At 66.1% G+C, this 21,024-nt stretch carries 20 protein-coding genes and 1 tRNA gene; 14 read left to right on the forward strand and 7 right to left on the reverse strand.

Annotated features, from left to right (window positions below; all coding sequences use genetic code 11):
• Positions 1-7: 7 nt before the first annotated feature.
• The 5 genes from LZC94_27005 to LZC94_27025 form a co-directional block, all read right to left on the reverse strand.
• Complete coding sequence (locus tag LZC94_27005; GenBank protein ID WXB11502.1) at positions 8-271, reverse strand: hypothetical protein; 264 nt, start codon at positions 269-271, stop codon at positions 8-10.
• A gap of 73 nt (positions 272-344) precedes the next feature.
• Positions 345-1,313 (reverse strand): general secretion pathway protein GspC, encoded by a 969-nt coding sequence (locus LZC94_27010; protein WXB11503.1) that lies wholly within the window; start codon positions 1,311-1,313, stop codon positions 345-347.
• A gap of 322 nt (positions 1,314-1,635) precedes the next feature.
• A complete protein-coding gene (locus LZC94_27015) occupies positions 1,636-3,072 on the reverse strand; it encodes a sigma-54 dependent transcriptional regulator (GenBank protein WXB11504.1) in 1,437 nt (478 codons plus the stop codon).
• Between the two features lie 153 nt (positions 3,073-3,225).
• Positions 3,226-3,786, reverse strand: coding sequence for an isochorismatase family protein (locus tag LZC94_27020; GenBank protein ID WXB11505.1), 561 nt, complete (start codon positions 3,784-3,786; stop codon positions 3,226-3,228).
• 8 nt (positions 3,787-3,794) lie between these two features.
• The gene (locus LZC94_27025) at positions 3,795-4,241 is read right to left on the reverse strand and encodes a hypothetical protein (protein ID WXB11506.1); all 447 of its coding nucleotides are present in this window, start codon (positions 4,239-4,241) and stop codon (positions 3,795-3,797) included.
• Positions 4,242-4,329: 88 nt separating this feature from the next.
• On the opposite strand from LZC94_27025, the gene LZC94_27030 reads away from it, so the two are divergent.
• The 3 genes from LZC94_27030 (at position 4,330) to bioA (ending at position 8,361) form a co-directional block, all read left to right on the forward strand.
• Positions 4,330-5,334 carry a hypothetical protein gene (locus LZC94_27030; protein WXB11507.1) on the forward strand — a complete coding sequence of 335 codons (1,005 nt, stop codon included), beginning with the start codon at positions 4,330-4,332 and terminating at the stop codon, positions 5,332-5,334.
• A 201-nt stretch (positions 5,335-5,535) separates the two neighbouring features.
• Positions 5,536-6,996 carry an ATP-binding protein gene (locus tag LZC94_27035; protein WXB11508.1) on the forward strand — a complete coding sequence of 487 codons (1,461 nt, stop codon included), beginning with the start codon at positions 5,536-5,538 and terminating at the stop codon, positions 6,994-6,996.
• Between the two features lie 48 nt (positions 6,997-7,044).
• Complete coding sequence (gene bioA, locus LZC94_27040) at positions 7,045-8,361, forward strand: adenosylmethionine--8-amino-7-oxononanoate transaminase (GenBank protein WXB11509.1); 1,317 nt, start codon at positions 7,045-7,047, stop codon at positions 8,359-8,361.
• A 22-nt stretch (positions 8,362-8,383) separates the two neighbouring features.
• On the opposite strand, the gene LZC94_27045 is transcribed toward bioA, so the two are convergent.
• On the reverse strand, positions 8,384-8,746 hold the full coding sequence (locus LZC94_27045) for a cupredoxin domain-containing protein (protein WXB11510.1): 363 nt from the start codon (positions 8,744-8,746) through the stop codon (positions 8,384-8,386).
• 95 nt (positions 8,747-8,841) lie between these two features.
• Here LZC94_27045 and LZC94_27050 point away from each other — a divergent pair, with 95 nt between their 5' ends.
• The 3 genes from LZC94_27050 (at position 8,842) to LZC94_27060 (ending at position 11,695) form a co-directional block, all read left to right on the forward strand.
• Positions 8,842-9,519, forward strand: a complete 678-nt coding sequence (locus tag LZC94_27050) for a dienelactone hydrolase family protein (GenBank protein ID WXB11511.1) — start codon at positions 8,842-8,844, stop codon at positions 9,517-9,519.
• 500 nt (positions 9,520-10,019) lie between these two features.
• Complete coding sequence (locus LZC94_27055; GenBank protein ID WXB11512.1) at positions 10,020-11,510, forward strand: MATE family efflux transporter; 1,491 nt, start codon at positions 10,020-10,022, stop codon at positions 11,508-11,510.
• 108 nt (positions 11,511-11,618) lie between these two features.
• Positions 11,619-11,695, forward strand: a tRNA-Pro gene (locus LZC94_27060).
• Positions 11,696-11,898: 203 nt separating this feature from the next.
• On the opposite strand, the gene LZC94_27065 is transcribed toward LZC94_27060, so the two are convergent.
• Positions 11,899-12,798, reverse strand: a complete 900-nt coding sequence (locus LZC94_27065) for a LysR family transcriptional regulator (protein WXB11513.1) — start codon at positions 12,796-12,798, stop codon at positions 11,899-11,901.
• 184 nt (positions 12,799-12,982) lie between these two features.
• Between LZC94_27065 and LZC94_27070 the strand changes: the two genes are divergently transcribed.
• The 8 genes from LZC94_27070 (at position 12,983) to LZC94_27105 (ending at position 21,010) form a co-directional block, all read left to right on the forward strand.
• Positions 12,983-13,633, forward strand: a complete 651-nt coding sequence (locus LZC94_27070) for an NAD(P)H-dependent oxidoreductase (GenBank protein ID WXB11514.1) — start codon at positions 12,983-12,985, stop codon at positions 13,631-13,633.
• A 485-nt stretch (positions 13,634-14,118) separates the two neighbouring features.
• Positions 14,119-15,333 (forward strand): ATP-binding protein, encoded by a 1,215-nt coding sequence (locus tag LZC94_27075; protein WXB11515.1) that lies wholly within the window; start codon positions 14,119-14,121, stop codon positions 15,331-15,333.
• Positions 15,334-16,152, forward strand: a complete 819-nt coding sequence (locus LZC94_27080) for an RloB family protein (protein ID WXB11516.1) — start codon at positions 15,334-15,336, stop codon at positions 16,150-16,152.
• Between the two features lie 169 nt (positions 16,153-16,321).
• Positions 16,322-16,960, forward strand: coding sequence for an urease accessory protein UreD (locus tag LZC94_27085; GenBank protein ID WXB11517.1), 639 nt, complete (start codon positions 16,322-16,324; stop codon positions 16,958-16,960).
• Positions 16,961-16,981: 21 nt separating this feature from the next.
• Positions 16,982-18,694, forward strand: coding sequence for an urease subunit alpha (ureC, locus tag LZC94_27090; GenBank protein ID WXB11518.1), 1,713 nt, complete (start codon positions 16,982-16,984; stop codon positions 18,692-18,694).
• 57 nt (positions 18,695-18,751) lie between these two features.
• Positions 18,752-19,408, forward strand: coding sequence for an urease accessory protein UreF (locus LZC94_27095; GenBank protein ID WXB11519.1), 657 nt, complete (start codon positions 18,752-18,754; stop codon positions 19,406-19,408).
• Between the two features lie 282 nt (positions 19,409-19,690).
• On the forward strand, positions 19,691-20,305 hold the full coding sequence (gene ureG / locus LZC94_27100; protein ID WXB20254.1) for an urease accessory protein UreG: 615 nt from the start codon (positions 19,691-19,693) through the stop codon (positions 20,303-20,305).
• A 93-nt stretch (positions 20,306-20,398) separates the two neighbouring features.
• Complete coding sequence (locus LZC94_27105) at positions 20,399-21,010, forward strand: response regulator (protein ID WXB11520.1); 612 nt, start codon at positions 20,399-20,401, stop codon at positions 21,008-21,010.
• Positions 21,011-21,024 lie beyond the last annotated feature (14 nt).

Raw genomic sequence — 21,024 nt, forward strand, 5'->3', positions numbered from 1 at the left:
GAAGCGTTTAGATCTCGTTGCCCGCGGTCGGGGCCTTCTGAACCTTGGAGCGAGCCGCCGGCGCGCCGGATGGACCCGACGTGCCGCTCTTCCCCTCGGCCGGTGTGATCTGCGCCGTCGGGGACGAGGACGAACCCACCGCTTTGCTGGTGACGAAAAGAGCGATGAGGCTCGCCGTTCCGAGGATCACGACGGCGCCACCCAACATGGTGGCCACGGTCATGAGCGTTCGTCGCAACAATCCATCGTTCTCGACTTCGGTAACATTCATCGGTGGGACTCCGGTCGTATACCTGGCTGGCGGGGCGTACTGCAAAATACGGGCAGTTTCCGGGTTTTTCGGGCTACTTGATGTTGTAATCGAGGTTCACATTCTGCCCGCGCCGGTTGATCTGCACGGTCAAGTGGTCCGCCATGCGAAGGCGGGCATACGCTTCCAGAGCCTTCTCGGGGCTCGCCATGTCGAAGCCATTGATCTGCTGCAGGCGATCGCCGTTCTCCATCCCGAGCTGTCCGAGCAAGGTGTCGGGGCGGACGCCGAACAGGTTGATGCCGACGACCTTTCCATTTTCTTGCACGGGCACGATGCGGGCTTGCCGCATCAGCTCCGCTTGATTCTCGAGGATCTTATCGACCACGCCGCGGTCGATGTTGAACTCCGTCGCGCTGACTTTTTGGATGCCCTTGGCGATCGACGGATCGACGGTGGGCGCGCCGCCGCGCACGGGGGCGGTCGGAGGAGGAGGCGGCGGGGCCGGCGGGGCCTTGGCTTCTTCGCCCTTGAACAGCTGCGCCTGACAGAGCGAGCCGCCGCTGGTGAACCACACGCGATCCCAGCGGACGTATTCGACGGTCTTGCCATTGAACTCGCCGCCCCTGCGGCGCAACTGCGAGGGGCTGTTGTCCCCGCCGGAGCTGAGGGCCGCGAAGGACCAGTTCTCGTCGGGCGACGCGGCGATGATGAGGACCTTCACGCCGTCGCACGCGGGGGCCGAGTACGGATCCCTGAGATCGGGGGCCGCCTCGGGGGCGCTCTCGTCGGCCGCGGCCACTTTGTTCAGCGGGCCGGTCACCGAGTCGAACGGGTTGCGCGAGAGGATCGGGTCGGCGCTGGTGGAATGGCCGCCCGTTCCGCTGGACGCGGCCGCGGGTGATTTGGCGGCGAGCGGGGGGGCCGTGAGCTGCTTCTCGTCGGCCGCGAGTCCGATCCCGATGATCTGGGTCACGCCGCTCGCGCCGAAAAAGGCTGCAACACCGGTGAGGACCAGTATCACCACCCAAAAGTTTCGCTTGAGGACTTGATCGACCGCCATTCTCGAGACTCCGCCTCCTAGGTGCCTAGCTAGTGCCATGCCATCGTCGGACTACGCGAATTTCCGTCGTTTTCCGCCTACGGCCATCGCGAGGGTTCGACACCTTGGCGCCCGCGGGGATTCCCGGGCCGCCCCCGCGACAAAGTGTCAAAAGGAGCGGTGCGCTCCCGGCTTGCTCGCATTGGATACGAGATGCGGGGGGTTGGGCGCCCCCGGAGACTCCTCGGTCTTGCTCGGATCGCATACGAGATGCGGAGGCGGGATCGAAACGGGGGTGGACCCTCTGGCTCGGATCGGAAACCCGATCGGGGGTGGTCACACCCTACCCGTGCGACTCCGGTCCCTCGGGGACGCCATCGAATTTGCGGTAGATGGTGCGCGTGGAAATGCCGAGGAGCTGGGCGGCGACCGACTTGTCACCCTTGGTGTGCCGCAGGGTCTCCTTGATGACGCGTAGCTCGATTTCCTCGAGGGGCGTGCCGATGGGGAACGTTAGGGCGGTGGGCGTGGGGGGCGCCGCGTGGGCGATGGCGTCGGGGAGATCTTGCTCGGTCAGGGTGTCGCTGCGGGAGAGGACGACCGCGCGTTCGACGACGTTTTCGAGCTCGCGCACGTTTCCCGGCCAGTGGTAGTCGAGCAGTTTGTCGAGCGCGCCGCGGGACACCAACAGGCGGGCCTTGCCGTTTTTGGCCGCGTAGAGGCCGAGAAAATGATCCACCAGCAGGGCGATGTCCTCGCGCCGCGCGCGCAGCGGGGGGGCGGTGATGGCGATGACATTGAGCCGGTAGTAAAGGTCCTCGCGAAAACGGCCAGCGGAGACCTCGGCGAGCAGATCGCGGTTGGTGGCGGCCACGATGCGGACGTCGGCCTTCTCGGTGTCGCCGCCCAGGGGCTCGAACTCCCCTTCTTGCAGCACCCGCAGCAGCTTGACTTGCACCTGCGGTGAGAGCTCGCCGATCTCATCGAGGAAGAGGGTGCCGCCCGCGGCCTTGGCGAAGCGACCCTCTTTCTTACCGGTCGCGCCCGTGAAGGCGCCGCGCTCGTGGCCGAAAAGCTCGCTCTCGAGGATGGTCTCCGGGATGGCCGCGCAGTTGACGGCGACGAAGGGGCGCTTGGCGCGCGCGCTCCGGTCGTGGATGTAGCGCGCGAGCAGCTCTTTGCCGGTGCCGCTCTCACCCAGAACGAGCACGGTGGCCATGCTGGGCGCGGCTTGCGTGGCAACATCGATTACGCGGCGCAGGGTGGGCGAGCTGCCCACGATCTCGCGGGTGGTCAGGCGCTTGATCTCGTTCTTGAGCGAGCGGTTCTCCAAGACGAGCTTTTGCTTCTCGGCCGCCTTGCGCACGCTCTTGACGATGGTGAGCCGCTTGAGCGGCTTCTCCACGAAGTCGTACGCGCCCTCGCGCATGGCGCTCACGGCAGCCTCCACCGAGCCGTACGCGGTCATGAGCACCACCTCGATCTCGGGCGACACCTGCTTCACGGCGCGCAAAAGCTCGAGCCCCGTCGTGCCCGGCATCATCAAGTCGGTGAGCATCACCGTCACCCGGTGCGAGCGAACCTGCTCGAGCGCCTGCTTCGCATCGTACGCGACGAGGACGCGCATCCCCTCGCGGACGAAGATCTTCTGCAGCGACTCCACGTTCGAGCGCTCGTCATCGACCACCAGCACCGTGATGCCATCGCCCGCCGCGTCCACCGGCGAAGGCGCACGCGACGCCCCATCGTTTCCCCACGCCTGTGCCTCGTTGCCTTCCATTCTGCCAGGATGACACGGGCCAACGACAGTTTGTTCCTGCGTTCGGCAAATTGGCGTGCAACGCCGAAGCGTCAAACCACCGGTCGAACGCGGGCTTTCGACGCGCGCGCGAGCTGCTGCGCCCCTTTCCTCGAGGCTCGCGCCGTTTCTCGACTACTTGATGAGGCGCGAGACGGCCTTGAAGTCGTCCGTGCCGGCGCGGCGCAGCCAGTCGAAGACGATGGCCTCGGTCACGGTGGGGACGGCGCCGGCGCGGGCGACGAGGGACATGCCGGCCAGCCGGTTCTCCTCGGTGCGCGACGCCACGGCGTCCTCCGCCACATAGGTCACATAGCCGCGGCGGGCGAGCTCGCGCGCGGTTTGGAACACGCAGATGTGTGCTTCCATCCCGATGACGACGGCCTGGCGAGCTTGGGCCAAGTTGGCCAGGGCGCGCGCAAAGGCGGGGGCTTCGCACGCATCGAAGTCGAGCTTTTCGAAGGGCACCACCCCGAGCTTCTCGAGGCGCTCGCGCAGCGGGCTCACGGTGGGGCCGAGTCCCTTGGTGTACTGCTGGCTCGCCAGGACCGGCACGTTCAAGCGCGCCGCCGTCTCGAGCAGGACCTCCGCGTTTCGGATCAGACGGGCCCGCGCGTCCTCGGGGACCACCGCCGCCAGGCGCTCTTGAACGTCGACCACCACGAGCACGCTTTTGTCGGCACTGAGTCGGTCCATGGGAGCTTCTATAGCGCGAACCGAAGACGGAACGAACGCAAGAGTTTTCCCGTGTCGCCGCGGAGATCGAAGCGCACCACCCCACGGCCCACCTCGCGATCCGCGTCGTCGTAGATGGAGAGCGGCAAGGTGGAGATGGAGTCGGCGAGGTAGATGAGGGAGAAATCTTTCTGACCGCGCACGCGGTAGACCTTGCCTTGGTCGTCCTTGAAGGAGAAGCCATAGGGCAGACGCTTCTCCTGCAGCTTGAACGAGAGCGTCCCCGACAGCGGCTTCTTTTCGGCGATGCCCTCCAGGGTCACCTCACCTTCGATTTCGGCCACCTGCTCGCGCAGAAAACGACGAAAACCCTTGGTGCGAGCCACGAGGGAGAACTCCATGGCGCGCTCGTCGAGCGGCGCATCGAGGAGGTGGTAGGTGCCGCGCATGGTCTCGCGAAATCGGAAGCCGAGCATTTGCTTCGTACTCTGCCACCCAAATTCCAATTGCGAAAGGACGCGCTCGAAGCGATCGTGACCCCCAACGACGTCAAGGAGCCGCCCCATGAAACGTTTCCTGTCTCGAACTCTCCCCTTATCTTCCTTCTCCTTTTTCCCAGGTCTATGCCTCGTTCTGCTGGCATGTGGCGGTGAAAGCGACAATCTTCCGCCGCCGCCCCCTCCCCCGCCTCCGCCGCCGCCGGCTGCGGTCGCCACCACACCACCGCCTGCGCCCACGCAAGACGCGCCCCCCGAGAAGCCGCCGGCGCCGCCGGTCACCCTCACCGCAGGCGCGGCGAGCCCCGATCCCGCTGCACCTCTGCCGACGGCCCGCATCACCGCGCCCACCAAGGGTCAGGTCATCGCGGCCGACAAGGCCAACGACTTCGTCGTGAAGCTCGACGTGAAGAACTGGCAGACCGCCACGGGCAGCTCGCACGTGCACCTGATCCTCGACCACAAGCCGTACAAGGCCATCTACGATCCCAAGGCGCCGGTCAAGCTGTCGGAGCTCACCGGCGGCGAGACCTTGGGCGAGGGGCACCATGTGCTGGTCACCTTCCCGAGCCGCGCGAACCACGAGTCGGTGAAGACCAAGGACGCCATGCACATCACCGAGTTTTACATCGGCAAAAAGGGCGCGCCCACGGCCGATCTGAAGAAGCCGCTCCTCGTCTACAGCCGGCCGAAGGGCGAGTACAAAGGCGACATGGCCAACCATGTGCTGGTCGACTTCCAGCTGGCCAACGACGTCCTCGCCGACGACAAGGACCATGTGAACATCTCCGTGAACGGCCCGGGCATCGAGGGCAACCTCACGGCCAAGGTCACCAAGTTCGGCACGCCGTTCTATCTCGATAACCTGCAGAACGGCGCCTACACGGTGAAGCTCGATCTGGTCGACAAGAACGACAAGCCCGTCCCCGGCTCGTGGAACAGCGTGACGCGCGACATCAAGATCGACCACGAAGCCCAAGCGGACGCCATGCCCGGTCACGACATGTCGAAGCCCGCCCCCGGCGCCGCCCCCCTACCGGCAGGCGCACCGGCGCAAGCCCCGAAGAAGTAGCGCTCCTCCCGAAAGCTTGGCGTCGTCGTCCGCACCCCCTGCACCGCACCCGCGCGTGCGCATGCAGGGGGCAAGCGGAAAAGTCCGAGGCGGCGCGTGAGCACGAGCACGGAGCCCGAGCACGGCGCGCGCATGTGGAAGCGCGCAGCGGTGCGGTAAGAAGAACCGGCCCGAGCGAAACGGGTGTATCGTATTGGCAACTTGGATTGGTCCTTCGGTGCCCTTTGCGGCAGCCTGGCGATCTACGGCTTCGTCGGGTTGTACGCGGTGTTCGTCTGGTCGCGGGAGACGTGGGCGAGCGACTTGGGCTTCTTCGCCATCTTCGGACTTTCGCAATTTGGGTATTCGCTTTCGCGCCTGCTCGCGTTAGCGCATACCGGCCCACATGGCGGCGATGAGCGATTGCCGTTTGCGTGCGTGGTCTTCTCGCTGGTCGCCATTCTCCACTACGCGGAGCGTCGCGCGACCCTGGCCCGAACGCGCCGGTGGCTCTGGCCCGTCTACGCGGTGGCGGCGGCGGCCTGCTTGCTCGATGCGTTCGATGTGCTGCAGGGCAGCGCCGAGGACGCGCAAGACACGGCCTGGACGTCCTTGTTTCACGCGCCGCTGACGGTGCTCGGCAGCGCCGTGCTGGTGGCCTTTGCGGCGGGGCTGGCGGTGGCGACCTACCGCATGGCGCGCCTCTACCTCGATGGCTTGAGGGACGCGCTCCCGGTGACGGCCGGCATGTTCCTCTTGTTTCTGACCATCATGCACGAGGGCGCCGTCTCCTCCGGCGCGCTCGGGGGCTCGGCCATCGGGCAGCTCGGCTTTCTGGCGTTCCTCTTTGGCTCGGCCGGCTCGTACGCCATTCGCTACACGGCGGTGGCCAAGGAGCTCGAGACGCGCACCGAGGAGCTCGAGCACACCACGCGCGAGCTTCGAAAGTCGTACCGCGAGCTGCACACGGCCCAGGAGGAGCTCGGAAAGAAGGAGCAGCTGGCGGTGGTGGGCGAGCTGGCGGCCGTGGTGGCGCACGAGGTTCGCAACCCGCTGGCGGTCATCACCAACGCGGTGGCCGGCCTTCGAAGGCCCACCTTGCCGCGCGACGACCAGACGACGCTGCTGGGCATCCTCGAGGAGGAGACCACCCGGCTCAATCGCCTTGTGTCGGATCTCTTGCGCTATGCGCGGCCCGTCAATGTGCAAAAATCCAAGATCCGCATCCAGGAGCTGATCAACCGCGCCCTGCAGCTCGCCAAGATCAAGGCCAAGGAAATCGAGGTCACCACCCGCTTCGACGTGGAGAACCCGCAGGTGTGGGGCGACTCGAGCCTCCTGCGGCAGGTGTTCGACAACCTGGTCGAGAACGCCGTGCAGGCCATGTCGCACGGCGGGGTGCTGCAGCTCCACGTCGAGCGGCGGCGAGACGATGGGTTCGATGGCTTCGCGGTGCACATCCGCGACACGGGCGAGGGCATGGACACCATCGTTCGCTTGCGCGCCCGCGATCCATTCTTCACCACGCGCCCGAGCGGCACCGGGCTCGGCCTGGCCATCGTCGATCGCATCGTGGAAGCGCACGGAGGTTTTCTGCTCATCGAGAGCCGCGCCGGCGAAGGGACCACGGTCACCGTGTGCCTGCCCGCGGGCGCCGACTACTCCGAGCTCTCCGCGTCATGACGATCGAGCGTTTCTTTCTTCGTGGGTAGAGACTATCCAAGTGGGGACATGACCCGCGACGAGATCGTCCAAACCGACAAAGCCTACGTCTGGCACCCCTACACGGCCATGGACGAGTACATCGACAACGTCGATCCGTTCGTCATCGCCCGCGCCCAGGGAGCGTGGCTCGAAGACGTCGACGGCCGGCGCTACCTCGATGGCAACAGCTCCTGGTACGTGGCCGTCTTGGGCCATGCGCACCCGCGTCTGGTCGACGTCCTCAAGCGCCAGGCCGATTCGTCGTTCCTGCACTGCTCGCTCGCCGGCACCACCCACGCGCCCGCCGCGCTGCTCGCCGAGGAGCTGGTCGCCATCGCGCCCCGCGGCCTAACCCGTGTATTTTACACAGACAACGGATCCGGCTCGGTGGAGGTGGCGCTGCGGATGGCGCTGCAGATGCACGCGCAGACCGGCGCGCCCAAGAAGCGCAAGGTGCTGGTGCTGGAGGGCGCCTACCACGGCGACACCTTGGGCGCGGCGAGCCTGGGGGGCATCGAGGTCTTTCGCCGGGTGGTGGGCGAGATCGGGCTCACGTGCCTGCGGGTCCCCTTCCCCGAGCCCGACGCGTACGCGCGCGCCTTCGAGGCGCTCGGCCGCCTCTTGCGCGAGGGTGCCGATGAAACGGCGGCCATCGTCATCGAGCCGATGCTGCAAGCCTCCGCCGGCATGCGCAACTACGACGCGAAGTTTTTGGTGGAGCTGCGCGCGCTCGCGGATCGGCACGATGTGCTGCTCGTGGCCGACGAGGTGTTCACCGGCTATGGCCGCACCGGCACCATGTGGGCCATGGAGCACGCGGGGGTGGCGCCCGACATCATGTGCCTCGGCAAAGCCTTCGCGTCGCTCTTGCCCATGGGCGCGACCTTGGCCACCGAGCGCGTCTTCGATGGCTTCCGCGGCAGCAAAGACCGCGCGCTCTTCTACGGGCACACCTTCTGCGGCCATCCGCTGGGCGCGGCGCTCGCGCGCGAGGTGCTGGCCATCTTCCGCGACGAGCAGCTCATCGCCCGCGGCCACGAAAAGGCGCTCCTCATCGAGCGCGCCTTTGCGCGCATCGCGGAGCTGCCGGGGGTGGCCCGCGTGCGAAACCTGGGGATGGTCGGCGCGGCCGATCTCGCGGTGGGCGGCAGCGCCGGCGGGGGCTATCTGGGCAAGCTCGGATGGCGCGTGTACGAGGAGGCGCGCCGGCGCGGTGCGTACCTGCGGCCGCTGGGGGACACGGTCTATGTCACCCCGCCGCTCACGATCCCCAACGACGAGCTCGCGCAGCTCTTGGACATCGTTCACGGGAGCATCGAGGCGGTGATGCGCGCGGCCACGTGAGAGCGCGCGCGGGGGGAGCGCGTCACTTCACGACGACTTTGCCGTTGAACATGCCCATGCCGCAGGCGAAGCGAAGCGTTTTGTCCTGATCGGCGGGGATATCGACGGAGACGGGCTTGCCGACCGGCAGCTCCTTTTGGATGCCCAGATCGGGGAAGACCACCTCGGTGGCACAGGTGTCGGCGGTCGTGCGGGTGAAGACCAGGTGCGTGGTGGAGCCCTTCTTCACCGCGATGGTGCTCGGGGTGAAGCCCTTCTCGTTCGCCTCCACCTTTTGCTCGCCGCTCACGGGTTGAAGGTTCTGCGGATCGTCGGATTTGTTGCACCCCGCAACACCGAGCGACGCAGCCAACGCCAAAGGAACCAGAGCGGCGACGATCCTCATGACTTCCGTCTTAGCATCGCCGATGATCGGCGCCGAACCAATATCGAGCCGGGCTCGCCGCGCGCGGGGGCCGACTTTCCACCCAGAGGACTGCCATGACGACACGCATCGATTTTTCGGCGAAGAACGGAGAAACGGTCAAGGGAGATTTGGCTCTGCCGGAGACCCCGGCGAAGGCCCCCGCGGTGGTGGTGCTGCAAGAGTGGTGGGGGGTGAACAATCACATTCGCTCCATCGCCACCCGCCTGGCAGACGCGGGCTTCGTCGCCCTCGCGCCCGATCTGTACGACGGCGAAGAGGTCCCGCTGACGAACGAGCCGCGCGCCTCCGAGAAGATGGACAAGCTCGACTGGGCGCGCGCCATCGTTCAAATCGAGGCGGCCATCCATCACCTGAAGTCGCACCCGCGCGCCAACGGCAAGGTCGGCATCATCGGCTTCTGCATGGGCGGCGCGCTCTCCTTTGCGGCGGCCACCCAGCTGCAAGGCCTGTCGGCCGTCGTGCCTTTTTACGGGATCCCCGGCAAGGCCGATTACTCCAAGGTCACCGCGCCGATCCTGACCCACGTGGCCAAGAAGGACCAGTGGGTGACCCCCGCCCTCGCCGAGGGCGTCAAACGCGAGCTGGAGTCGCACGGCAAATCCATCGAGGTGCACCTCTACGACGCCGATCACGCGTTCTTCAACGACACGCGCGCAAACAAGTATTCGCCCGACAGCGCCCAATTGGCGTGGGAGCGCACCATCGCGTTCTTGCACGAGCACCTCGGGTAATCGCGCCGCGTCGTCCAGGGTGCTCGGGCCGAAGATCGAGGGCGTCCGCATCGGGCGCATGGGCGTCGGGTTCGTGCCGGCCGGGGCTCGAATCGGGCGTGCTCGAAGGCCCGGGCAGCGGTGCGCCGCGCTCGTTGCTTCCTTCGTCCACCGCGCGCCGCGCGACGGGCGCTGGCGCAGGATGCGTCGCGGGCGCGCAAATGTTTCGACGCCCTTGACGAGGCCAAATTCAACCATCATAACCGGCAGACGATGTTCGCGATGATCTCTCGCACCGCTGTGAACCGTCCGATCCGTTGGGGTCGGGTCGAGTTCGACGTGTGCGAGCTCTGCGCTTACCGCGACGGGGTCTCATCCACGCCCGCATTCGCATTCACGGTACTGCGTAAGGATTGATCGTCGCCAACGCGTTTCTTCGGAGCCCGCGCGAGGCGAATTCGCCGGGTGGGCTCCAAGGAAGTGCGTTCATGTTTTCTTCTTTTTCTTCGGAAGTACGTCGGTTGAAACGATGGGTCGCCCACGCGCGTGCATGGTTGGTGCGCGAAGGGCGACCGGATCTCGGGCAAGCGGGATCCGCGCAGGCGCGCGGGTCGATCGCCGCGCGCGCAAAGACGCGCGCCCAGCTCGTTCATCTCGCGTGGCCCATCGTGGTGGCCATGGGGGGTGAGACGATGATGGGCCTGGTCGACACCAAGCTCGTCGGGGGCCTCGGGCCCGCGGCGCTCGGCGGCGTTGGCCTGGCGACGATGATCATGTACCTCGGCTACTCGCTCGTCTTCGGTGCGATGCGCGCGGTCAAGGTGCAGACCGCGCACGCCGTGGGAGAGGGTCGTCCGCACGATGGGGTTCGCTACGCGCAGGCGGGCATGCTCATGGCCGTCGGCATCGGCGTGGGGATGTTCATCCTGGGTCGCGACATCTCGTGGCTGCTGCGCGCCATCGGCGTGGAGGGCGACATCATCGCCCCCGCGCGCGACTTTTTCTCCGCCGCCACCTATGGCTCGGTGGGGCTCACCGTGGTGGTGGCGCTCCAGCAGCACCGGCAAGCCACGGGCGATGCCCGCACACCGATGTTCGTCGGCTTGGCCGCCAACGTCTTCAACGGCGTGGTGGCGTACGCCCTGATCTATGGGCACGCGGGCTTGCCTGCCCTGGGCGTGCGGGGCGCCGGCTTTGCCACCGCCGGCGCGGAGTACTTGGAGTGCATCATCCTGGGCGCGCTGCTCCTGCGCGACATGAAGCGCGGGCCCAAGAGCGCGCTCGGCCTGCGCCAAGCCTGTCGCGGGATCTGGGAGCTCGGGATGCCGACCGCCTTTCAATTCGGCGCCGAGACGCTCGCCTTCACGACATTCACCGCCGTGCTCGGCACCCTGGCGAGCCAAGAAATCGCGTCGCACCAGATCGCGATGGCCACCATCCGGACCTCGTTTCTACCGGGCATCGCCATCGCCGAGGCGGGGAGCATCCTGGTGGGCCGCGCCCTGGGCGAGCGCCGCCTCGACGAGGCGGACCGGGTGACCCGCGCGGCGTTGCAGCTTGGAATGGGCTTCATGGCCATCTGCGGGATCGTCTTCGCCGTCTTCGGCAGCAGCATCGCCCGGAGCTTCTCGGCCGATCCCGAGGTGCTGCGCATCACGCGAAACCTGCTCCTGGTGGCCGCCGTCTTCCAGCTGCTCGACGCCGTGAACATCGTCCTGCGCGGCGCCTTGCGCGGCGCGAAGGACGTGCGCGCCGCCGCGCTCATCGGCACCACGGTCGTTTGGACCTGCGTACCGACCGCGGCCTACCTGCTCGGCAAGTTGGCTGGTTTGGGCGCGCTGGGTGGCTGGCTCGGCTTCGTCGCCGAGACCACCTTCTCGGCGAGCTTCTACTGGCTCCGGTACTGGCGCGGCGCCTGGCGCCGTCCCTACCTACCGCGGCGCGACGACCCCAAGCCGTCGAACGAGGCGCCGAGCGAGGGCGCCCAGGCCCCAAATCTTCGGACGGCCTGATTCGAAAAAGCCGCGGGCTTTCGGGTCCGCGGCACTTTCCTGACCGTACGATGGATTTATCCCATTGACCTTTGGACGGCTCCCCGTCATAAGGCAAAGCGCTTCACACGGGGCGTAGCGCAGTCTGGTAGCGCACTCGGTTCGGGACCGAGGAGTCGGAGGTTCAAATCCTCTCGCCCCGACCATTATTCAGCCGGGCGTCAGCCGGTGGCTGAATGTTGGCTCGTTTCTTTGCCGTCCCTGTACTCGCGGCGTGCGTACAGGGGCGGTCAAATCCCGCCTTGCCGATGAGGGGCAGCGTCCGCTGCGGGATCCGGCGGCGACGATTCGCACGGGCCGCAGGTGCGGGCGGGCTCTGCATAGCGCTCGGCGCGAGGCGGTGAGCGCGTCACTTTGCGAGCCGTTTGCGCAGATCGTCCAGAAGCCAGCGGCCTCCCCGGCCGAGGTGCCGATCGCGAACGTGGGCCGCATAGACCGGCAGCGGCCGGGTGAGCGCCCTACTCTCGTCGGACACATCCAGCTCCACCAAGCGGCCATCCGCAAGGTACGGCGCGAGGATGTACGACGGCATCGTGCACCAGCCGAAGCCCGCGAGCAGAAAATCGAGCCGCCGTCCCAGATCGACGAAGCGCCAGACGCGCGTGCTGACGACGCCGTAGCTGGCGCCCTCCGCTCCCGCGCTGCTCGACAGCACCAACTGCACGTGGGCTTGGAGGTCCGCTCGATTCACCTTGCGCCCGAGACGCGCGAGCGTGTGGTCCGCGGCCGCGACGGGGGTGAGCCTCAGGTCCATGATGGGGTAAACGGTCAGGTCGTCCGGAACGGACGGCAGCAACAGGCAGAAGGCCAACGACGCGGAGCCATCGCGCAAGCGTCGTTCGGCCCCGCTCACGCCTTCGGTCGAGAAGGAGACGGGCAGATCCGGGAAGGTGGCTTGCAGCGCGCGCAAGCTATCGATCAGCGGCGCGGTTGGAACGAGCGGATCGATCGCCAAGGCCAGAGCCGGTTCGAGGCCCATCCGAGTTCCCGCCGCGATGGCCGCGAACCGATCCGCGCTCGCGAGGACCGTCCGTGCCTGTTCCACGAGCACCGCCCCCACGGCGGTCAGGGTCGGCTTGTGTTTTCGGCGATCGAAGAGCTCGACCCCCTGCGCCTCCTCCAGCGCTTTCACGGTTTGACTGATCGCCGATTGCACCCGGCCCAGCGCTCTCCCGGCAGCCGAGAAGCTCCCCGTGTCGCAAATCGTCACCAAAACGCGCAGTTGATCGAGGGTGAGGCTCGCCCCCACGGTGAAATCCATCTCCGATACTGATGGATTCTATCACAAATGCATCTCTTTTCGAGAAGGGTTGGCCTGCCTATATCGAGCGTGCCGTTGGGACTTTCCTCTCCATCACGGCGGCGGCGCGCGGTCGAAGCCCACGGCGATCCCCGCACCACGTCGAAGCCGCCGCTCATTCAGGAGCATTTCCATGCGTACGTTATTGGTCGTCGAAGCCAGCCCCCGGGGCGAGCACTCCATCTCGCGCGGTCTCACCCGGCGGTTCGTCGAGGAGTGGACGCGCAACCATCCTGGTGGCCGGGTTGTCGAGCGGGATCTCACGAAGACGGATCTCCCGTACGTAACGTTCCCGTGGCTGCGCGCCTACTTCACCCCCTCGGACCAACACACGCCGGAGATGAAGGACCTTCTACGTATGTCCGACGAGCTCGTGGCCGAAATACTGGCCGCGGACGACATCGCGATTGGCACCCCCGTCTACAACTACAACGTGCCGGCGATCCTCAAGGCGTACATCGATCACATCGTTCGCAAAGGCAAGACGCTCGGCTTCGCCGGAGAGGGCCTGGTCCACGGGAAAAAATGCACGATCCTGATGGCATCGGGCGGCGTCTACAAGGAGGGCTCCCCCATTCGCGATCGCGACATCGCGACCCTTTACCTGCGCATGATCCTCAAGATAATCGGCATCGACGACGTCACGGTCGTGGCGGGCGGAAACGCAAAATCCGTCGATCTGAGCGAGACGACGCGGCAAGAGTTCCTCCGAAAGCTCGATTCGGAGGTCGCGCAAGCGGCGAAAGCGTCCCATCTTCGGGTTGGTCACGACCAAGCTGTTTGAGCGAAGAAAGATGGTGCGAGCTCTCGAGTAAGACGGGCGCAGGTATGCAGCTCGTTGCGGGGAACACCGCGGAAACCCCTCCTGCGGCGGAGAGCCGGAGTGGAGGAGTCCACGGAGGAGCAAGGAGCCCGAACGGGCGGAGCGCGGCCGACGCTTGGGAGGGGTCGGCCGCACTCCGGCGCAGCTGGCGCCGAGCACGAGTCGGGGGTGGGAGCCGTTCTCGAAGAAAGCTCGTGCTCGCCGAGTCCCAGAAAAGGCCGCACGACCCCGACCGTCACTGGCGCGGATGCGGCACGGATGTAGGCGGTGCGCTCGCCCTTGGGACGAAATTGGATATAAAGGTGCTTTTGGGGGTGGCTGCGCAGGATTTATGCGAAAGTTAGGATCTAAATGGCCGGCGGGGTGATTTTAAGGAAAGTTGCCCGATGTTGATTGAGTTCCGAGTCAAGAACCATCGTTCTATGAGGGACGAGCAGGTCTTGAGCATGGAGGCGTCCGGTTCGGATGCGGAGCAGCGGGCCGGTCGGGTTCTTGCTGTAGCTGCGATTTATGGGGCGAATGCGAGCGGCAAGAGCAACGTGCTTGCGGCGCTTCGGTTCATGCGGGATGCGGTGCTGCAGTCGTATCGAATCTGGTCGCCGGACGGTGGCGTTCCGCGCGATCCGTTTGCGTGGGGAGCGCACGCGGGGGAGTCCTCGCTTTACGAGGTGTCGTTTCTCGCCGAGGGTGTTCGCTACGATTATGGGTTCGTCGTCGATGACGAACGCGTGCTCGAAGAGTGGCTCCATGCGTCACCCATGGGGCGCAAACAGACTTGGTTCGAGCGCGAAGGTAATGACTTTAAATTCGGGGAACACCTCAGAGGGGAGAACCGTGCGGTCGAGAGGCTGACCCGAACGAATGCGCTGTTTCTTTCGACGGCGGTTCAGGCGGGGCACGAGCAGCTCGAACGGATTTTTCGGTGGTTTCGGACGATGCACACGCACGCCGTTTTGGCCGCGCCGGGCACGTATTCGTTTCGCTTGGCGATGGACGAGGACGTGCCGTCTCTGACCATCGGTCAGCAGCGCCATCTGTTCGACACGCTGAACGACGCAGCGAGCTCCGAGCACATGGCTCGCTTTCGTGAGCTCTTACGCGCAGCGGATGTGGGCATCCTCGATTTCAAGCTGCAAAAGCCTGAGGACGAAGAGTTGGGTGCGCGAGGCCGCCGTCGAGCGCGATTCCGAATCCTCCTCCAACATCGCAGCAACGATCGCGATCGGTGGCTGTCCTTGGACGAGGAGTCCCACGGGACGCAGCAACTGTTTCGGCTTGCTCCGCTCATTCTACATGTCCTCCGCAAAGGTGGTGTTCTCGTCATCGACGAACTGGAGGCCAGTTTTCATCCCTTGTTGGCGCTCCACATCGTGCGGACGTTCAACGATCCCGCGAAGAATCCGAAGAACGCTCAGCTCATCTTCTCGACGCACGATACGAACCTTCTCGGCACCACCTTGGGCGAGCCGTCGCTGCGGCGCGAGCAGGTTTGGCTTACCGAGAGAGACGACGAAGGGGTGACGAAGTTGTATCCGCTCACGGACTTCAAGCCTCGCAAGGCCGAGAATCTGGAGCGGGGTTATCTCCAAGGGCGCTACGGTGCGATCCCCTTCCTCGGCGAGCTTGCGGACGTTGCCACCGCCGCGAAGAAGGAACCGTAGGTGTCCAAGCAACGCGACCGCGAGCGGCGCCCGGCGAGGAGCACGACGCCCGTCGAACCTCGCCGGCGGCTGCTCGTCGTTTGCGAAGGCAAAGTGACGGAGCCCGAGTACCTCGAGGGATTTCGTCGCTATTGCCGAAATCCGCGAATCGACATTCGTATCGTGGGCCCGGCGGGCGATCCGTTCACACTCGTCCGCAAAGCGAAAGCGCTCCAGCAGAATGCCGAAGCGGCCGCCCGAGGCGAGAACGACCACAATTTGCTTTACGACGAGGTCTGGTGCGTCTTTGACGTGGATGAGCACCTTCGGTTGCCTGACGCCGTGAAATTTGCTCGGGACAACGGCTTCCGTCTGGCCGTCTCCAACCCCTGTTTCGAGCTCTGGTTGCTGCTTCATTTGCGCGACCACCCGGGGCCGCAGCATCGTGATGATGTTCAGAAAATGCTGCGGGAGCTCATGCCCACCGCAGCCCCCAAGCACGTCGACTTCAACCATGTCGTTCTCGGGTACGAAGACGCCTTCCGGCGCGCCGAGCGCTTGGAGAAGGAAGCCACCCAGTGTGGCGATGCCGGGCGAAACCCCTCCACGGGAGTCTTTCGTCTCACAGATTCCATCGACGACGTAGGCCGAGAGAAGCGCGCGGCCGAGCGCCAAAAGCGGCGCGATCAAAGCAAGGAAAAGGCGATGGCAGCCGCAAACGCGGCGCTGGAGCAAGCCGCGCGTGAAGAGCGTGAGGAGCGCGAAGGACGCGAGCTCTCCGGCGAGGCCGTCGCTCTCGATGCAAAGGACAGCACGTCCTCGACCGACAGTGTCGAATGAGCCTCCGTCCAGGTCAAGGAGCCGTCGTGGCCGCGCTGCATGCGGGCCGGAGTGTCATCGAGGAGGCGCGCGCGGAGAGTCCGTTGCGGATGTTGTTGCCGAAGGTGGTGGGGGCGCGGGCGGCTTGGGTTTGTGTGACGAGCTTGGGTGGGGGGCTCGTAAGGGGGATGTGCTGGACCTCGATGTGGAGGTGAAGCAAGGGGCGACCTTGTTGATGACGACGCAGTCGGCGACGAAGGCGTTTCGGGGGGAGACGAGGCAGGTGGTGCGCGCGCGGGTGGAGGGGACCCTCGTGGCTTGGCCCGATCCGGTGGCGTGCTTCGGGGGGGCGACGTATGGGTCGGAGGTTCGGGTGACGCTCGGGGGTTCGGGGGCGCTGGTGCTCGTGGATGCGTTTACGTCGGGGAGGCCGGCGTATGGGGAGCGGTGGGCGTTCGAGAGGTTCTCCACGCGGGTGCGGGTGGAGCGGGTGCAGAAAGATGAACGGTGCGAGCCGGTCGCGATCGACGCGGCGTTGCTCGATGCGCAGCATGGGGCGATTGGGGAGAGGTTCGGTCGGGTGAATGCGTTTGCGACTGTGTTCGCGGTGGGCGCGGGGGTGCGGCCGGTGATCGAGGCGCTGCTCGAGGTGGGCCGGGAGGAGCGGGAGCAAGGTGTGCTCTATGCGCCTTCGCGGCTCGCGCGGGATGAGGGCGCGGTGGCACGGGTGGCGGGCGAGCGCACGGAGGATGTGCTTCGCACGGTGCATCGGCGGCTTCGAAACGTTGCGGAAATGTGTGGTGTGGATCCCTATCGCGCGAAGCCGTAGGCTCTCTTCCACGAGGGGTTCATGAGCCGGATCGATCGACGGGCGTATGCCGCGATGTATGGGCCAACCACCGGGGACAAGGTGGCGCTGGGGGACACGGGGTTGGTGGTCCAGGTCGAACGCGACTTTGCGACGTACGGGGATGAGTGCAAGTTCGGCGGCGGGAAGGTGCTGCGCGACGAGATGGGGCAGATGGCCGGCATCGGCGACGCGGAGGCGCTCGACGTGGTCATCACCAACGCGCTGGTGCTCGATGCGTCGGGGATCTTCAAGGCCGATATCGGGATCAAGCACGGGCGCATCGTGGGCATCGGCAAGGCGGGGAACCCCAGGGTGATGGCCGGGGTCACCCCGAACATGTTGGTGGGGGTGACGACCGAGGCCATCGCAGGCGAAGGGCTGGTGCTCACCGCCGGCGGCATCGATACGCACATTCATTTCATCTGCCCGCAGCAGGCCGATGAGGCGATCGCCAGCGGGGTCACCACCTTGGTGGGCGGCGGCACCGGTCCCACGACGGGGACCAAGGCGACCACGTGCTCGCCGGGGGTGCGCAACATCGAGATGATGCTGCGCGCGTGCGATGCGCTGCCCGTGAACATCGGGCTCACGGGAAAGGGAAACACCTCGCGGCCGGAAGGGCTGGTGGAGCAGGTGCGGGCGGGCGCGCTCGGGCTCAAGCTGCACGAGGACTGGGGAACGACGCCGGCGGCCATCGACTGTTGCCTGGAGGTGGCCGAGGACGAGGACGTGCAGGTCACGATCCACACCGACACGCTCAACGAGTCGGGCTACGTGGACGACTCGATCGCCGCCTTTCGCGGGCGGACGATCCACACGTACCACACGGAGGGCGCGGGGGGCGGTCACGCGCCCGACATTCTGCGCGTGGCCGGCGAGGCCAACGTCCTCCCGAGCTCCACGAACCCCACGCGCCCCTTCACCGTCAATACCTTGGATGAGCACCTCGATATGCTCATGGTCTGCCATCACCTCGATCGGCGCATCCCGGAGGACGTAGCCTTCGCCGAGAGCCGCATCCGCGGTGAGACCATCGCCGCCGAGGACGTGCTCCACGATCTGGGCGCGCTCAGCATGATGGCCAGCGACAGCCAGGCGATGGGGCGGGTCGGCGAGGTGATCTGCCGCACCTGGCAGACGGCGGCCAAGATGAAGGGCGAGCGGGGACGGCTCGACGGCGAGTCGGGGGAGAACGACAACCTGCGCGTGCGGCGCTACCTCGCGAAGTACACGATCAACCCGGCGATCGCGCATGGAATGGCGCGCGAGGTGGGGTCGGTCGACGTCGGCAAGTGGGCGGATCTGGTGCTGTGGCGGCCGGCGTTCTTCGGCATCCGGCCGGAGCTGGTGCTCAAGGGCGGGTTCGTCGCGTGGTCGCAGATGGGGGATCCCAACGCGTCGATCCCAACGCCCCAGCCGGCGTACATGCGCCCGATGTTCGGGGCGCTCGGGCGCGCGGTCGGGGCGTCGAGCTTGACCTTCGTGTCCAAGCGGGCGCTCGCGGAGGGCAGCGTGGCCAAGCTGGGCCTGACGAAGCGCACGGTGGCCGTGGAGCGATGCCGGGGGCTCGGCAAAAGGGACATGGTCCTGAACGACGCGCTGCCGGTGCTGCGCATCGATCCGGAGACGTATGAGGTCTTCGCCGATGGGGTGCGCCTCACGGCGAGCCCCGCGAAGAGCGTTCCCCTCGCCCGGCTTTACTCTTTGTTCTGACGTTCCGGGCGCGCCGCCGTTTGCCGCGCACGACGACGCTATCGAGGCCTGCACACCGTGACAACGCCCGACAAAACATGGCTCGTGTGGCAGCTGGCCGATAGCGCGTTCCCCGCGGGGGGATTTGCGCACTCGGGCGGGTTGGAGGCGAGCTTTCAGCTCGGCTTGGTGGAACGTTTCGAGGCGTACCTCGATCCGAGCCTCTGGCAAGTGGGGCATGTGGCCCTCCCCTTCGTGCGCGCAGCGGCGCGGCGCCCGAACCGGCTCGGGGAGCTCGACGCCCTCGCCGATGCGACCCTCACGAACCATATCGCCAACCGCGCCAGCCGAGCACAAGGTCGCGCGTTCTGGTCCACCGCGCGGCGCGTCTTCGATGCGGAGGCGCTCCGGCAGCTCGGCGCGCGGGCATCGGCGACCATGCACGTCGCGCCGATCTTCGGCGCCGCGCTGGCCGCGCTGGGCATGAACGAGGACGACGCCGTTTCCTTGTACATGCACACATCGATTCGGACCGTGCTGTCGGCCGCGGTGCGCCTTGGCATCGTGGGGCCGCTGGAGGCGCAGCGCCTGCAATCGAGCCGTGGCCCGCTGCTGGGACGCATCGTCGCGTCGTGCGCCGCCATCGCGCCAGACGAGATCGCCCAAACCTTTCCCCTATCCGACGCGTGCGCCGCGCTTCACGACGGCCTCTACGCGCGTCTTTTTCAGTCCTGAGAGGCCCCCATGCACGATTCCGCGCACCCGCATCGTCCGCACGACCCTTCGCATCCTCACGGGCACGAGCACCCGCACGGGCACGAGCCTCACGAGCACGAGCCTCACGAGCACGAGCCTCACGAGCACGGGCATGAGCACCCGCACGGACACGAACCACACGAGCCACACGAGCACGGCCATACGCACGAGCGCTGGGCGGGGCCCGGCTTCTTCCACGACCGGACGCATCACGCCACGGGGAGCGCGCACCGCCATTCGTTCGAGGAGCGCGCGTTTACGGTGGGCATCGGGGGTCCGGTCGGAAGTGGGAAGACGGCGCTGGTGCTTCAACTCTGCCGAAGGTTGCGGGAGCGGATGCGACTGGGCGTGGTGACCAACGATATTTTCACGCGCGAGGACGCGGAGTTTCTGGAGCGCAACCAAGCGCTACCACCGGGCCAGATTCGGGCGGTTGAAACCGGCGGTTGCCCGCATGCGGCGATCCGGGAGGATATCAGCCCCAACCTGGACGCCCTCGCACAGTTGATGCAGGAAATGGCGCCCGATGCGCCGGAGCTGCTCATCGTCGAGAGCGGCGGCGACAACCTGGCGGCGCAATACAGCCGGGAGCTGGTGGACTTCACGGTTTACGTGATCGACGTGGCCGGGGGCGACAAAGTCCCGCGCAAAGGTGGGCCGGGCATTACGCAAAGCGATCTCTTGATCATCAATAAGATCGATCTCGCGCCCCACGTGGGCGCCAGCCTCGAGGTGATGGCGCGCGACGCCAACCGCATGCGCCAAGGAGGGCCCGTGGTCTTCACGCGCTGCAACGAGGGCGAGGGCGTGGATTCGGTCATCGGCCATATCCTGACCGCCCGAACCGAGGCGCTTCGAAGGTGTGCGTCAAGATAGGTTGTATTGTTGCAATGTGGGGATACGGATTTGCGTTGGGAGCCAAATTTACGGCCTTCACATCGGCTTGTGTTTAGCCATACTGTAATGCCTATGGCACCCCCCGAGCTCCCCGCGGTACGTATCCTCATCGTCGATGACGACAAGGCCATCTGCGAGTACATGCAGACGCTCCTCGAGCGCGATGGTTTCCAAGTCAAAACCCTGAGCGACCCCTCCAGCGTCGAGGAAGAAGTTCGCCAGGGTGGTTACCACCTCATCGTGCTCGACCTCATGATGCCGAAGCTCGATGGCATCGAGGTCCTGCGTCGGATTCGCAAACTGGATAGCGACATTGCGGTCGTCATCTTCACGGGCTTCCCCAACCTCGAGACGGCGGTCGCCTCGATGAAGCTCGATGCGGTCGACTACCTGAAGAAGCCCTTCAACGTCGACGAATTCCGCGAGGTCCTCGCCCGCGTGATGCGCAAGAAGGGGCTTGCGCGCACCCCCGAGGAGCAGCTCCATCGGGTCATCGGTGACACCATCCGCAACCTGCGCAAGGAGAAGGACCTGACCTTGAAGCAGATGTCGCGCCGCACCGGGCTCAGCGTCTCGTTGCTCTCGCAAATCGAGCGCGCCGAGTCCTCCGCCTCCATCTCGTCGCTCTACAAAATCGCAATCGCCCTCGAATCCCGCATCCAAGATCTCTTCGGCGAATTCTGATCTTTACAGACGAC

It is taken from the genome of Sorangiineae bacterium MSr11954 (genome assembly GCA_037157815.1).
In the GTDB taxonomy this organism is placed as follows: domain Bacteria; phylum Myxococcota_A; class Polyangia; order Polyangiales; family Polyangiaceae; genus Pendulispora; species Pendulispora albinea.